Source organism: Vibrio jasicida CAIM 1864 = LMG 25398 (assembly GCF_000400365.1).
Lineage (GTDB): Bacteria > Pseudomonadota > Gammaproteobacteria > Enterobacterales > Vibrionaceae > Vibrio > Vibrio jasicida.
The window spans coordinates 157,450-170,115 of sequence record NZ_BAOG01000014.1; the positions used below are offsets into that span (position 1 = coordinate 157,450).

A 12,666-nucleotide genomic window follows, 5' to 3' on the forward strand; every position below is an offset into this window, starting at 1 on the left:
TTTATGGGAAATTCGCGCCTCTGTCATTTGCTTAATTATAAGCTTACCTAAAACATTTGTATTTGTGAGTTGCCATCATTGGCAGGAAACGAAGACAAATTGGGCAGCGAAAGCTTAAGTTGTAGCTGCTTATAAAGCTTTTCAGCCAGTTCTGGTGCTAAGACGTTATCTGGCGTGTGAATCATCAAGTAAGGTTGAATGCCTTGTTCAATCCACATCGGTAACTTCTGCAACCAAGGTTCGAAAAAGCGCAGGTTGTCTTCCATGTCGGGATGACCGATAAAGCGAATCATCGGGTGCTTAGCAGTCGCAATTGCATGAACTGGAACGCGAGGCTTTTTCTGGTGGGCATCGTTCACCGCTTCGGTCGTCGGCTGCGCGGCGAACACTGGGCGGCTGTCCATGATAATGCGGTCAATGCCACTCTCAAGTAGCCATTGATTCAACGCACGTTCTTCTTCACCTTTGGAGAAAAACGCCATATGGCGAACTTCCACTCCAAGTGGAAAATTCGGTGGAAAGCTAGCACAGAACTTCTTCAACCTATCAAGATAGTCGGGGCCAAAAGCAGCAGGGAGCTGAATCGTCCATTGCCCGACACGCTCATGAAGCGGTTCCATGACCTTCATAAAGTCACGTAACTGCTCGTCGCAACCTCTGAGCATCTGCTCGTGAGTAATGGCTTTTGGCAACTTAAAGGTGAATTTGAAATTGTCGTGAGTCGCGGCTTTCCAGTTTTGCACCGTGTTGAGCGTCGGTGTGGCATAAAAGGTGGTGTTGCCCTCTACGGTATGGAACACCTGCGCGTACTTTTCGAGTCGCTCTGCGGGCTTGGTTCCGCTGCCATAAAAGCTTTGTTGCCATTGGTTGTGCGACCACATGGTCAATCCAAGTCGAAGGGGTAAATTATCCATATCTCTGCTTTACGTTTTTTCCTGAGCCCACTTTACGAGAGTTTTGCTGAAATGGGTAATTTCACGCTATAATCCCCACCAATTTTTCGCTTTGGTGCGCTTTTGAACATTTGTTGTACTAAAAACCACCAATGAATGATAAAACACACTTAATTGTATGTTGAGTAGTCGATTTTCATAGGCTTTCAGCGTATAAATGGATCTTTACTCTGCTCGGCAATGAGGCTGACAGAGCGTAGTTAACAATATTTGAGAGATTGGGAATTTCATTATGCGTACCCATTACTGTGGTCACCTGAACAAGTCCCTTGCAGGACAAACTGTAGAACTTTGCGGCTGGGTTAACCGTCGTCGTGATTTAGGCGGTCTTATTTTTATCGATATGCGAGATCGCGAAGGTATCGTTCAGGTAGTTGTTGATCCAGATATGGCAGATGCGTATGAAGTGGCTAACACACTTCGTAATGAATTCTGTATCAAGCTAACTGGTGAAGTTCGCGTTCGTCCAGAAAGCCAAGTAAACAAAGACATGGCAACAGGTGAAGTTGAGATCCTTGCAAAAGGTCTTGAAATCATCAACCGCTCTGACGTTCTGCCTCTAGACTTCAACCAAAAGAACTCTGAAGAGCAACGTCTGAAGTACCGTTACCTAGATCTACGTCGTCCAGAAATGAGCGACCGCATCAAGCTACGTGCTAAAGCGTCTAGCTTTGTTCGTCGTTTCCTAGATGACAACGGCTTCCTAGACATCGAAACACCAGTACTAACAAAAGCGACACCAGAAGGCGCTCGTGACTACCTAGTACCTAGCCGTGTTCACAAAGGCAGCTTCTACGCGCTTCCTCAGTCTCCACAGCTATTCAAACAGCTTCTAATGATGTCTGGTTTTGACCGTTACTACCAAATCGTTAAGTGTTTCCGTGATGAAGACTTGCGTGCTGACCGTCAACCAGAATTCACTCAGATCGATATCGAAACGTCATTCATGACGGCTGACCAAGTTCGTGCAACGACTGAGAGAATGGTTCGTGAAATGTGGCAAGAGCTACTGAACGTTGACTTAGGTGAATTCCCAGTAATGCCGTTCAGCGAAGCGATTCGTCGTTTCGGCTCTGACAAGCCAGACCTACGTAACCCACTAGAACTAGTAGACGTTGCTGACCTAGTGAAAGACGTTGAATTCAAAGTATTCTCTGGTCCAGCAAACGACGAGAAAGGTCGCGTTGCAGTTATCCGTGTACCAGGTGGTGCTGAGCTTACCCGTAAGCAAATCGACGGTTACGCAGAATTTGTAGGTATCTACGGTGCGAAAGGTCTAGCATGGATGAAGGTTAACGACCGTGCAGCAGGCATGGAAGGTATCCAATCTCCTGTAGCTAAATTCCTAAGCGAAGACGTGATCAACGGTATTCTAGATCGCACTCAAGCGGAATCTGGCGATATCATCCTATTCGGTGCAGACAAAGCTAACATCGTTGCTGAAGCACTAGGTGCACTTCGTCTTAAACTTGGTAAAGACCTAGGTCTAACTAAAGAAGGCACTTGGGCTCCTCTATGGGTTGTTGACTTCCCTATGTTCGAAGAAGACGACGAAGGCAACCTGCACGCAATGCACCACCCATTCACATCACCTCTAGGTGTGACTGCGGAAGAGCTAAAAGCGAACCCAGCAGTAGCGAACTCAAACGCATACGACATGGTTCTAAACGGCTACGAAGTGGGCGGTGGTTCTGTACGTATTCACAACGCAGAAATGCAAGCAGCGGTATTCGATATCCTAGGTATTGATGCAGACGAGCAAAAACTGAAGTTTGGTTTCCTATTGGAAGCGCTGAAATTTGGTACGCCACCTCACGCGGGTCTTGCATTCGGTCTAGACCGTCTAGTAATGCTGCTATGTGGTACTGAGAACATCCGTGATGTTATCGCATTCCCTAAAACAACAGCAGCGGCGTGTCTACTAACAGACGCACCGAGCCTTGCAAACCCAGCGGCTCTGGAAGAGCTAGCAATTGCTGTGACTGTTGCGAAAGAAAAAGACGCAGAATAAGCGCACAACATTTAAAGAAAACTCCCGCACTTGCGGGAGTTTTTGTTTTAATGAACCCAAGAATTATTCCGAGCACTTTCCCAAGTAACGTTGTTGAGCAATCAAAGCTGAGCATTAACGTCAAAATAAATTAAAAGGTGAATCATGGCAGGTCATAGTAAATGGGCGAATATTCGTCACCGTAAAGCTGCGCAAGATGCCAAACGTGGCAAAATCTTTACCAAGTTAATTCGTGAAATTGTCGTCGCCGCGAAAGAGGGTGGCGGAGAAGCTGACAATAACCCTCGGTTACGAGCTGCTATCGATAAAGCACTTTCTAACAACATGACGCGAGACACGGTGAACCGTGCGGTCAGTCGTGGTGCCGGTGGTGAAGGCGATGACAACATGGAAACCGTCATCTACGAAGGATACGGTCCAGGTGGCACCGCCGTAATGGTTGAATGCATGACAGACAATCGCAATCGCACGGTTTCTGGCGTGCGTCACGCGTTTTCGAAGTCTGGCGGTAATTTAGGTACAGATGGAAGTGTTAATTATCTGTTCGATAAGAAAGGTGTGATTTCTTATGCCTCCGGCTTAGATGAAGACGAAGTGATGGAAGTGGCGCTTGAGAGCGGCGCCGATGATATCGAAACATCCGAAGACGGTTCTATTGATGTGTACACGGCACCAGCTGATTTCGGTAGCGTCAAAGATGCCTTGGATGCAGCAGGCTTTGAGGCTGACAATGCAGAAGTATCATTAATCCCATCAACGAAAGCAGAATTGGACGTGGATACTGCCCCTAAGCTTCTACGTCTGATTGATGCGTTAGAAGACTTGGATGATGTTCAAGAGGTGTATCACAACGGTGACATTTCTGACGAAGTGGCAGCCACATTAGAATAAGATTACTCAATGGGGACAGAGCGTTCTGTTCCCATTTATTTTCATTAATTATAATAACGAGATAGAGATCGTTCTTGATCTGCTTTCTTAGGAAAATTCATGTCAATTATTTTGGGCATTGACCCAGGCTCTCGCATTACGGGTTACGGTGTGATTCGTCAGCAGGGACGTCATCTACAATATCTAGGCAGCGGCTGTATTCGTACTTCTGAAAAAGAGTTGCCAGGTCGTCTCAAGCAAATCTACGCAGGCGTGACGGAAATCATCACCCAGTTTCAACCGGATGTGTTTGCCATCGAACAAGTGTTTATGGCGAAGAACGCTGATTCTGCACTAAAGCTAGGGCAGGCGCGTGGCAGTGCGATTGTTGCGGCTGTGAATGCGGATCTTCCGGTGCATGAGTACGCAGCTCGTCTTATTAAACAAGCGGTAACGGGGACAGGTGGTGCAGACAAAGTTCAGGTTCAGCATATGGTTCAGCACATGCTTAAGCTGCCAGCAAAACCTCAAGCCGATGCTGCCGATGCGTTGGGTGTTGCTATTTGTCACGCTAACACCAATAAGACGCTGGTGGCGCTCGCAGGCAAAGCAACCAGCGCAAGAAAAGGTCGTTACCGTTAAGCGTGTTCTCGTATTAAAAATGAGACATCTCAGACAGATTTAAGGATTGAATTTGTTGAGAAAATGTTACAAAACTATAGTGGTCAGAGGTCTAATAAGAAATCAATCAAGGAAGATTGAACATGAATCCAGCCACGCTGTGGCGCAGTGCATTTATGCCGCGCCAAACTCAATGGACAAGAACACAACAACGTCAAGCAGACATCCTATCGCTATTTACCTTCATCGCTTTTCTCGTCGGGATCTACAGCCTGATCAAATGGTCTAAACATGGGCATGAAAGCTTAATCTTCACCTCAGTACTCTTAATCGCACTCGAACTGATATCCGCCTTCAGCCTGAGATGGTTCAAACGACCAGCATTGTCGCTCAATCTGGGGTTTGTAGGCATGTCAGTGCATGCACTCAACATCATTTATCAAAGTGGTGGCGTGGTAGATTCTACCCAAACTTACTGGGTGCCTTTGTTAGTCGTCGCTTTCTTTTTATCTGGCACTCGTATCATGGCGATCTCTTGGAGCGCGTTAGTAATAGTGCTTTCTGCGGTAATGACGTATCAACATGTGTCTGGTTTTGGTTTTCCCCAGCTCGTGTTGTCTGAATCTGCGCAGCGTGTGGAGATATGGTCAGGTACCGTGTTACCACTGGTGGTGATTTGTATTGCACAAGCCTTTACTGCCAAGCAGCGAGATATTGCGATTGAAAGTGCAGAGAAATCTAAAGCAGAAAGTGAACTGGTCGCACAAAAAGCAACGGCGGGGGAGTTACGGCTAGGAGAGGTACTAGAGCAAGCTAATCAAAATTCGGCAGAGCTTAAACAAGTTTCGCAAGTGTTGGATGGACAATCTTCGCTGTTAGGTGCTCAAGTCAATGCTCTCAATATCAACAGTGAGTCTCAAGCCAGTGCGGCTGAGCAAATGAGTCAGCAAGTACACCACATGGCGACGGGGATTGAAACGTCAAGCAAGTTTGTTGAAGAGCTTCGTGAGAAGAGTGAAGACGTTCATCAACAAGCTGAGAAAAGCTCTGAGTTGCTCGAAGACTCTACCCAAGCGATCAGCCAGATCATTACCAGCCATGAAGACATCATGAAAGTGGCAGACTTGATTACCTCGGTCGCAGAACAAACCAATTTATTGGCACTGAATGCGGCTATTGAGGCGGCGCGAGCGGGGGAGCAGGGCAGAGGCTTTGCAGTGGTCGCGGACCAAGTGAGAGAGCTTTCTGCAAAGAGTAGTCAATCCGCAATCGAGATTCGTAACTTGCTTGATCGCAGCGAGCAAGAGGTGAAACACGGGCAGAATGTTGTTACTTCAAGCACAGAACGAATGAATACCATCATCCAGCAAGTGACCACAATTTCTCATGATGTGCAGAGTCTTTCTGGCATAATGGCGACGCAAATGACCGCATTAAAAGAGCTTGATGAAGCCAGTAGCGAAGTTGCTAACGGCGTAGTGAACACCAAGACCATTGCTGAAACTGTCGCTCAATATGGCACTGAGCTCAGTAGCCAAGTCGTCACCGTGAGAAACCTGACTCAACAACTTGATCAAGTTGTCTCAAAAATCTAACCGAACGGCATAAAGGACTGGATGTCTATCCAGTTCTTTATTATCCTGTCGCAAATTCATTTCCAAAGAGTATTTATAGTGATTGGACGTCTTCGCGGCACTCTGCTTGAAAAGCAACCACCTGAAGTTTTAATTGAAGTTAATGGCATTGGTTATGAAGTACAGATGCCAATGAGCTGTTTCTACGAACTGCCAAACGTCGGCGAAGAAGCGATCATTTATACTCATTTTGTTGTGCGTGAAGACGCTCAGCTGCTTTACGGCTTCAACACAGTCAAAGAACGTGCGCTCTTCCGTGAAGTAATCAAAGCGAACGGCGTCGGTCCTAAACTGGGGCTGGGTATACTTTCTGGTATGACGGCAAGCCAATTCGTTTCTTGCGTAGAGCGTGAAGACATTTCAACACTTGTGAAGCTACCTGGCGTTGGTAAGAAAACCGCAGAACGTCTTGTTGTGGAAATGAAAGACCGCCTTAAAGGTTGGGGTGCTGGCGACCTATTTACTCCGTTTACGGATGCGGCTCCTGCGGATTCTGGTGCGGCATCTAGCAATGCTGAAGAAGAGGCAATCAGTGCGCTTCTAGCTCTAGGCTACAAACCAACTCAAGCGTCGAAAGTAGTCTCTCAGATCGCTAAACCGGATATGACCAGTGAGCAACTGATCCGTGAAGCACTAAAATCAATGGTGTAACGAAAAGTTCAAGGGAACAATATGATTGAAGCCGATCGTTTAATCGCGCCAGAAAATCCTTCATTTCGTGATGAAGATGTCATCGACCGTGCGATTCGTCCTAAGAAGCTGGCGGATTACCAAGGTCAGGATCACGTGCGTGGTCAGATGGAGATTTTCATCAAAGCCGCTCAATTGCGAAATGAAGCGCTCGACCACCTTTTGATATTTGGTCCTCCAGGTTTGGGTAAAACCACACTTGCGAACATCGTTGCTAATGAGATGGAAGTGAATATTCGCACTACTTCCGGCCCAGTACTTGAGAAAGCAGGGGACTTGGCGGCGCTGCTGACCAACTTAGAAGAAAACGATGTGCTGTTCATTGACGAGATTCACCGCTTAAGCCCAATGGTTGAAGAAGTGCTGTATCCAGCGATGGAAGACTACCAGCTAGACATCATGATTGGTGAAGGCCCAGCCGCTCGCTCTATCAAGATTGACTTGCCTCCTTTCACGCTTATCGGCGCAACCACACGAGCGGGTTCATTGACCTCGCCATTGCGTGACCGATTCGGTATTACTCAGCGCCTTGAGTATTACAAGGTCAAAGACTTGCAGGATATCGTTCAGCGCAGCGCAGATTGCCTAGGCTTGTCAATGGAGTCGGAAGGTGCGTTAGAAGTTGCTCGCCGCGCTCGTGGTACGCCACGTATCGCTAACCGACTACTACGCCGTGTTCGTGACTATGCTGAAGTAAAGGGCAATGGACACATCTGTGCGGAAGTTGCAGATAAAGCGCTGAACATGCTCGATGTCGACGCTAAAGGTTTTGACTACATGGACCGAAAACTGCTTCTTGCGATCATGGAAAAGTTTGGTGGTGGTCCTGTCGGTCTGGATAACATGGCAGCAGCCATTGGTGAAGAGAAAGACACCATTGAAGATGTGCTAGAGCCTTATTTGATTCAACAAGGTTACTTACAACGCACACCTCGTGGTAGAATAGCGACTGATCGCGCCTATCTGCATTTCGGAATTGAAAAGTAAGATTCCAACGCTGGGCGCACAGCGCTCAGCATTTCACCAATGTTGACCAACCTCTCATTTATTAAATCTCTTCTAATACTAAATAGGTAATAAAAACTTATAGATTGTTAACTCTATGTTCTTGCCTAACTGATTATTTTCTCTCCTGATTACTCTCTATTAACATACTCTTCTGATATCGTTTGATCTGGATCAATGTGATGGATTTTTGTTCAAATTCAGCGCATAAAGATTGATATACATCAAAGCGGTTTCTCGCTATAAACCTTTTGAAACAAACTGTTTTTAGCAGTAATATTAGGCCTAGCTATATTAGCTGATGCTTAACAATTAACTAACCAACGAAGCACATTTTTGCAACAAAGCGTTGTGATAATTCAACATTTTTCAAGTGTAAATAACACTTGTGTATGGATTGCAATATGTAGAGAGTGTCATTCAGCCGACACATAGGAGTTACCATGATTGACGTAGTTGATCTGTCGCGGTTGCAGTTTGCACTGACAGCGATGTATCACTTCCTATTCGTACCATTGACCCTTGGTATGGCCTTCCTTTTGGCCATTATGGAATCAATGTACGTAATGACGAACAAGCAAATCTACAAGGACATGACCAAGTTCTGGGGTAAGCTGTTCGGTATTAACTTTGCACTTGGTGTGGCTACTGGCCTTACCATGGAGTTCCAGTTTGGTACGAACTGGTCTTATTACTCCCACTATGTAGGTGACATCTTCGGTGCACCACTAGCGATCGAAGCACTGGTTGCTTTCTTCCTGGAGTCAACTTTTGTTGGTCTATTCTTCTTCGGGTGGGATCGTCTATCAAAACGTCAACACTTAGCGGTAACCTGGTTGGTTGCTCTGGGTTCTAACTTCTCTGCACTATGGATTCTTATCGCGAACGGCTGGATGCAAAACCCAGTTGGCGCAGAATTCAACTTCGAAACCATGCGTATGGAAATGGTGAGCTTCGCAGACGTTGTACTAAACCCTGTAGCGCAAGTTAAATTTGTACACACAGTAGCATCTGGTTACACGTGTGGTGCAATGTTCGTTCTTGGCATCAGTTCTTACTACCTATTGAAAGGTCGTGATGTGGCGTTCGCTCGTCGTTCGTTTGCTATCGCAGCTTCTTTCGGTATGGCAGCAATCCTGTCTACAATCGTGCTGGGTGATGAATCTGGTTACGAGCTTGGTGAAGTTCAAAAAGTGAAGCTAGCAGCAGTAGAAGCTGAATGGCACACAGAACCAGCACCAGCGGCGTTCACACTGTTTGGTTTACCGAACCAAGAAACAATGAACACCGATTACGCAATCAAGATCCCTTACGTTATGGGTATCATCGCAACGCGTTCGTTTGATGAGCAAGTAACAGGCCTACACGATCTACGTGAAGAGCACGTTGACCGTATCCGTACTGGTATGTACGCATACGAATTGCTTGAAAAACTGCGTGCAGGCGACAAGTCTGAAGCAAACATGACAGCGTTTGACGAAGTGAAAGGTGACCTAGGTTACGGCCTACTTCTAAAACGTTACACAGACAAGGTTGTTGATGCGACTGAAGACCAAATCCAAGCGGCAGCGGATGATTCAATCCCAACAGTATGGCCGCTATTCTGGTCGTTCCGTATCATGGTTGCGTGTGGCTTCATCATGCTATTCGTATTTGGTGCGTCATTCATCCAAACATGTCGTCAGAAGATCGAACAGAAACCTTGGATTCTTAAAGCTGCATTGTTCAGCATTCCACTACCTTGGATTGCGATCGAAGCGGGTTGGTTCGTTGCTGAATACGGTCGTCAACCGTGGGCTGTAGGTGAAATCCTACCGGTACACGTTGCTGCATCAGCACTAACAGCAGGTGAAATCTGGACTTCACTATTTGCAATCCTAGCGCTATACACTGCATTCCTAATTGCAGAAGTATACCTAATGGTGAAATTCGCTCGTAAAGGTCCAAGTAGCCTGAAAACTGGCCGCTACCACTTCGAGCAAAACGCTGACTCTGTTGAAGACAAAGTTAGTCGCCAAGTAGAAGCGTAAGACAAGGAGACAACAAGATGTTTGATTACGAAATCTTGCGATTCATCTGGTGGGTACTGATCGGTGTTCTACTAGTTGGTTTTGCAATTACTGACGGTTTCGATATGGGTGTGGGCGCGCTTGTACCTATTATCGGTAAAAACGACACGCAACGTCGTGTGATGATTAACTCGATCGCACCTCACTGGGATGGTAACCAAGTATGGCTTATCACTGCTGGTGGTGCATTGTTCGCAGCATGGCCTTTGGTTTACGCGACATCGTTCTCTGGTTTCTACTTAGCGATGATCCTAACCCTAGCGGCACTTTGGCTACGTCCAATTGGTCTTGATTACCGTTCAAAGATTGAAGATAAAAAATGGCGTAACACTTGGGATATCTGTATCTCAATCAGTGGCTTCGTTCCACCAATCATCTTTGGTGTGGCGTTTGGTAACCTTCTGCAAGGTGTTCCATTCCAACTGAACGAATTCCTAATGCCAACGTACCATGGTTCGTTCTTTGGTCTTCTTAACCCATTTGCATTGCTATGTGGTCTAGTAAGCTTGTTCATGATCCTGATGCAAGGTTCAACTTGGCTACAAATGAAGACAACAGGCGAAGTTCATACTCGTGCTCGTAACGTTGCTCAGCTAATGGGTCTATTAACTGTGGTTGCATTCGTAGCAGCTGGCTTCTGGATTCAGAGCATCGAAGGTTACGTTATCGTAGGTGGTATCGATACAGGCGCTGCTTCTAACCCTCTAAACAAAGAGGTTATCCGTGAAGCTGGTGCGTGGATGAACAACTTCGAAGCTTACCCAATGCTATGGGCTGCGCCTGTACTGGGTGTTGCAATGCCGCTTCTAGCTGTATTGGCATCTCGCCTAGAGAAGTGTGGTATCGCGTTCCTAACCTCTAGCCTTGGTAACGCAGGTGTTATCTTTACTGCTGGTATTGCAATGTTCCCATTCGTAATGCCATCAGATCTAATGCCAAGCCAAAGTCTGACAATGTGGGATGCAACTTCATCTGAACTGACTTTGAACCTAATGACAGGCGTTGCGTTTGTTATGGTTCCAATCATTTTGGCTTACACGTCTTGGACTTACTACAAGATGTTTGGTCGCTTGGATGACAAGTTCATCGAAGAAAACAAAAACTCACTTTACTAAGGAGCTATTACTATGTGGTATTTCGCATGGATTCTAGGTGTACTACTTGCTTGTGCATTCGGTATCATCAACGCTCTTTGGTTAGAGCACTCAGAAATGATGGATAAAGACAGTGAGTAATCTCGCTGACAAGGTAGCGAAACTTCACGCACCAATGGACAAGACTCTACTGAGAGTCTTGGCCTTAATCCTCGGCTTTATGCATGTAGGATTGGTGATGTGGGATCCAAACGCATACCATCGAGAAATTGGTGGCTTTAATGCGTTTATCGCACCGGCACTGATTTGGGCAGTCTGCTCAAGCATGGTTTACGGTGTGGGCTTCAAGCCAAGAAATTGGTACTGGCAAGTATTGTTCAGCCCTTATTTCTCAATCGCTATCTTAGTTTATTTAACAGCACTCTATTTCATGTAAGCGTTACACTCTGAAATAAAGTCGGTTATTAAATCATCGAATAAAAAGCCAGACGTCTTGTCTGGCTTTTATTTTTTCTACAAAATTCAAAAATATTCCCTTCGCTCAGTACCAATTACTGCCGCTTCAGTTATAGTAATTGCTTTAAAGAATTGAAAGTACTGGTACTCCCTTGCAAGGCACATCTAATCCCTTCCGCTGGCCGATCACCGTGTATTATGAAGATACCGATGCGGGTGGCGTTGTATATCACTCTAATTATTTAAAATTCTTTGAACGCGCACGCACTGAGATGTTGCGTGCAAAAGGCATTTCTCAACATGTGTTATTGGAACAAAACATTGGCTTTGTTGTCCGACACATGGATATCGATTTCAACCAAGGGGCGAGACTGGACGAGCATTTGACCGTTCTTACCCGAGTGTCAGAAATAAAGCGTGCGTCCCTGCAATTCTGTCAAGAGTTAGTCAATGATGAAGGCAAAACATTGTGCAAGACAATTGTTAAGGTAGCATGTATCGATAATAAGAAAATGAAACCAATAGCTATCCCATCTTTTATCAATTCGGAGCTAACAAATAGTGACTGCTGATATTTCCATTTTAGATCTCTTTCTTCAGGCCAGTCTGTTGGTAAAGCTTGTGATGTTGACCCTACTAGGCATGTCAATTGCGTCATGGGCAATGATCATTAAGCGCAGCAAAGTACTGTCTCAAGCATCAAAAGACGCTGAGTCCTTTGAAGACAAATTTTGGTCTGGTACCGATCTTTCACAGCTGTACCAAAAAGTGAAAGCTCGTAAAGACGACATCGGTGGCACAGAAGAAATCTTCTATGCTGGCTTTACCGAATTTGCACGCTTGCGTAAGAGTAACGCAAACTCACCAGCCTACATCATGGAAGGTACAGGGCGTGCAATGCGCGTTTCTGTAGCTCGTGAAGTGGATGAACTAGAAACCAGTTTACCGTTCCTCGCAACGGTCGGTTCTATCAGCCCATACATCGGCCTATTTGGTACGGTATGGGGTATCATGCACGCCTTTATTGCATTGGGTGAAGTGAAACAAGCAACACTATCTATGGTGGCACCCGGTATCGCAGAAGCACTGATCGCAACAGCGATGGGTCTGTTTGCAGCAATCCCTGCAGTAATGGCTTACAACCGTCTAAGCAACAAAGTAAGTAAGCTAGAGCATACATACGCAACTTTCTCTGAAGAATTCCACAGCATCCTGCACCGTCAAGCAATGGCGGGTCGAGACAGCGCGAATAAGGAATAAGGC

Annotated in this window: 13 protein-coding genes; 12 read left to right on the top strand and 1 reads right to left on the bottom strand. The window is 46.0% G+C overall.

From position 1 onward, the window contains the following. Window positions 1-47: 47 nt before the first annotated feature. A complete protein-coding gene (locus tag VJL_RS04260; RefSeq protein ID WP_038875969.1) occupies window positions 48-914 on the bottom strand; it encodes a DUF72 domain-containing protein in 867 nt (288 codons plus the stop codon). 271 nt (window positions 915-1,185) lie between these two features. Here VJL_RS04260 and aspS point away from each other — a divergent pair, with 271 nt between their 5' ends. From aspS to tolQ, 12 genes are all read left to right on the top strand, one after another. After that, window positions 1,186-2,964 (top strand): aspartate--tRNA ligase, encoded by a 1,779-nt coding sequence (aspS, locus tag VJL_RS04265; protein ID WP_038875971.1) that lies wholly within the window; start codon window positions 1,186-1,188, stop codon window positions 2,962-2,964. Between the two features lie 144 nt (window positions 2,965-3,108). After that, window positions 3,109-3,855: a YebC/PmpR family DNA-binding transcriptional regulator gene (locus VJL_RS04270; RefSeq protein WP_038866794.1), complete on the top strand. Its 747-nt coding sequence runs from the start codon at window positions 3,109-3,111 to the stop codon at window positions 3,853-3,855. 99 nt (window positions 3,856-3,954) lie between these two features. After that, entirely contained in the window at window positions 3,955-4,476 is a 522-nt protein-coding gene (gene ruvC, locus VJL_RS04275) for a crossover junction endodeoxyribonuclease RuvC (RefSeq protein ID WP_005426231.1), read from the top strand. A 122-nt stretch (window positions 4,477-4,598) separates the two neighbouring features. After that, window positions 4,599-6,050 carry a methyl-accepting chemotaxis protein gene (locus VJL_RS04280; protein ID WP_038875973.1) on the top strand — a complete coding sequence of 484 codons (1,452 nt, stop codon included), beginning with the start codon at window positions 4,599-4,601 and terminating at the stop codon, window positions 6,048-6,050. 78 nt (window positions 6,051-6,128) lie between these two features. After that, a complete protein-coding gene (gene ruvA / locus VJL_RS04285) occupies window positions 6,129-6,740 on the top strand; it encodes a Holliday junction branch migration protein RuvA (protein WP_038866798.1) in 612 nt (203 codons plus the stop codon). Between the two features lie 21 nt (window positions 6,741-6,761). Then, complete coding sequence (gene ruvB / locus VJL_RS04290) at window positions 6,762-7,766, top strand: Holliday junction branch migration DNA helicase RuvB (protein WP_038866800.1); 1,005 nt, start codon at window positions 6,762-6,764, stop codon at window positions 7,764-7,766. Window positions 7,767-8,227: 461 nt separating this feature from the next. Beyond that, window positions 8,228-9,814 (top strand): cytochrome ubiquinol oxidase subunit I, encoded by a 1,587-nt coding sequence (cydA, locus tag VJL_RS04295; RefSeq protein WP_038866802.1) that lies wholly within the window; start codon window positions 8,228-8,230, stop codon window positions 9,812-9,814. Between the two features lie 17 nt (window positions 9,815-9,831). Next, complete coding sequence (gene cydB, locus VJL_RS04300; protein ID WP_038866805.1) at window positions 9,832-10,968, top strand: cytochrome d ubiquinol oxidase subunit II; 1,137 nt, start codon at window positions 9,832-9,834, stop codon at window positions 10,966-10,968. A gap of 12 nt (window positions 10,969-10,980) precedes the next feature. Beyond that, window positions 10,981-11,088, top strand: coding sequence for a cytochrome bd-I oxidase subunit CydX (gene cydX, locus VJL_RS27705; protein WP_000270284.1), 108 nt, complete (start codon window positions 10,981-10,983; stop codon window positions 11,086-11,088). Continuing rightward, window positions 11,081-11,383, top strand: coding sequence for a cyd operon protein YbgE (gene ybgE, locus VJL_RS04310; RefSeq protein ID WP_038875975.1), 303 nt, complete (start codon window positions 11,081-11,083; stop codon window positions 11,381-11,383). The genes cydX and ybgE overlap by 8 nt, the downstream gene beginning before the upstream one ends. 172 nt (window positions 11,384-11,555) lie before the next feature. Continuing rightward, complete coding sequence (ybgC, locus tag VJL_RS04315; protein WP_010447291.1) at window positions 11,556-11,975, top strand: tol-pal system-associated acyl-CoA thioesterase; 420 nt, start codon at window positions 11,556-11,558, stop codon at window positions 11,973-11,975. Next, complete coding sequence (gene tolQ / locus VJL_RS04320; protein WP_038866810.1) at window positions 11,965-12,663, top strand: protein TolQ; 699 nt, start codon at window positions 11,965-11,967, stop codon at window positions 12,661-12,663. Before ybgC ends, tolQ begins: the two co-directional genes overlap by 11 nt. Window positions 12,664-12,666: the final 3 nt, after the last annotated feature.

Bases quoted from the DNA above. Each gene is read 5' to 3' on its own strand.
- VJL_RS04260 (WP_038875969.1), bottom strand. From the start codon at position 914: ATGGATAATTTACCCCTTCGACTTGGATTGACCATGTGGTCGCACAAC.
- aspS (WP_038875971.1), top strand. From the start codon at position 1,186: ATGCGTACCCATTACTGTGGTCACCTGAACAAGTCCCTTGCAGGACAA.
- VJL_RS04270 (WP_038866794.1), top strand. From the start codon at position 3,109: ATGGCAGGTCATAGTAAATGGGCGAATATTCGTCACCGTAAAGCTGCG.
- ruvC (WP_005426231.1), top strand. From the start codon at position 3,955: ATGTCAATTATTTTGGGCATTGACCCAGGCTCTCGCATTACGGGTTAC.
- VJL_RS04280 (WP_038875973.1), top strand. From the start codon at position 4,599: ATGAATCCAGCCACGCTGTGGCGCAGTGCATTTATGCCGCGCCAAACT.
- ruvB (WP_038866800.1), top strand. From the start codon at position 6,762: ATGATTGAAGCCGATCGTTTAATCGCGCCAGAAAATCCTTCATTTCGT.
- cydA (WP_038866802.1), top strand. From the start codon at position 8,228: ATGATTGACGTAGTTGATCTGTCGCGGTTGCAGTTTGCACTGACAGCG.
- cydB (WP_038866805.1), top strand. From the start codon at position 9,832: ATGTTTGATTACGAAATCTTGCGATTCATCTGGTGGGTACTGATCGGT.
- cydX (WP_000270284.1), top strand. From the start codon at position 10,981: ATGTGGTATTTCGCATGGATTCTAGGTGTACTACTTGCTTGTGCATTC.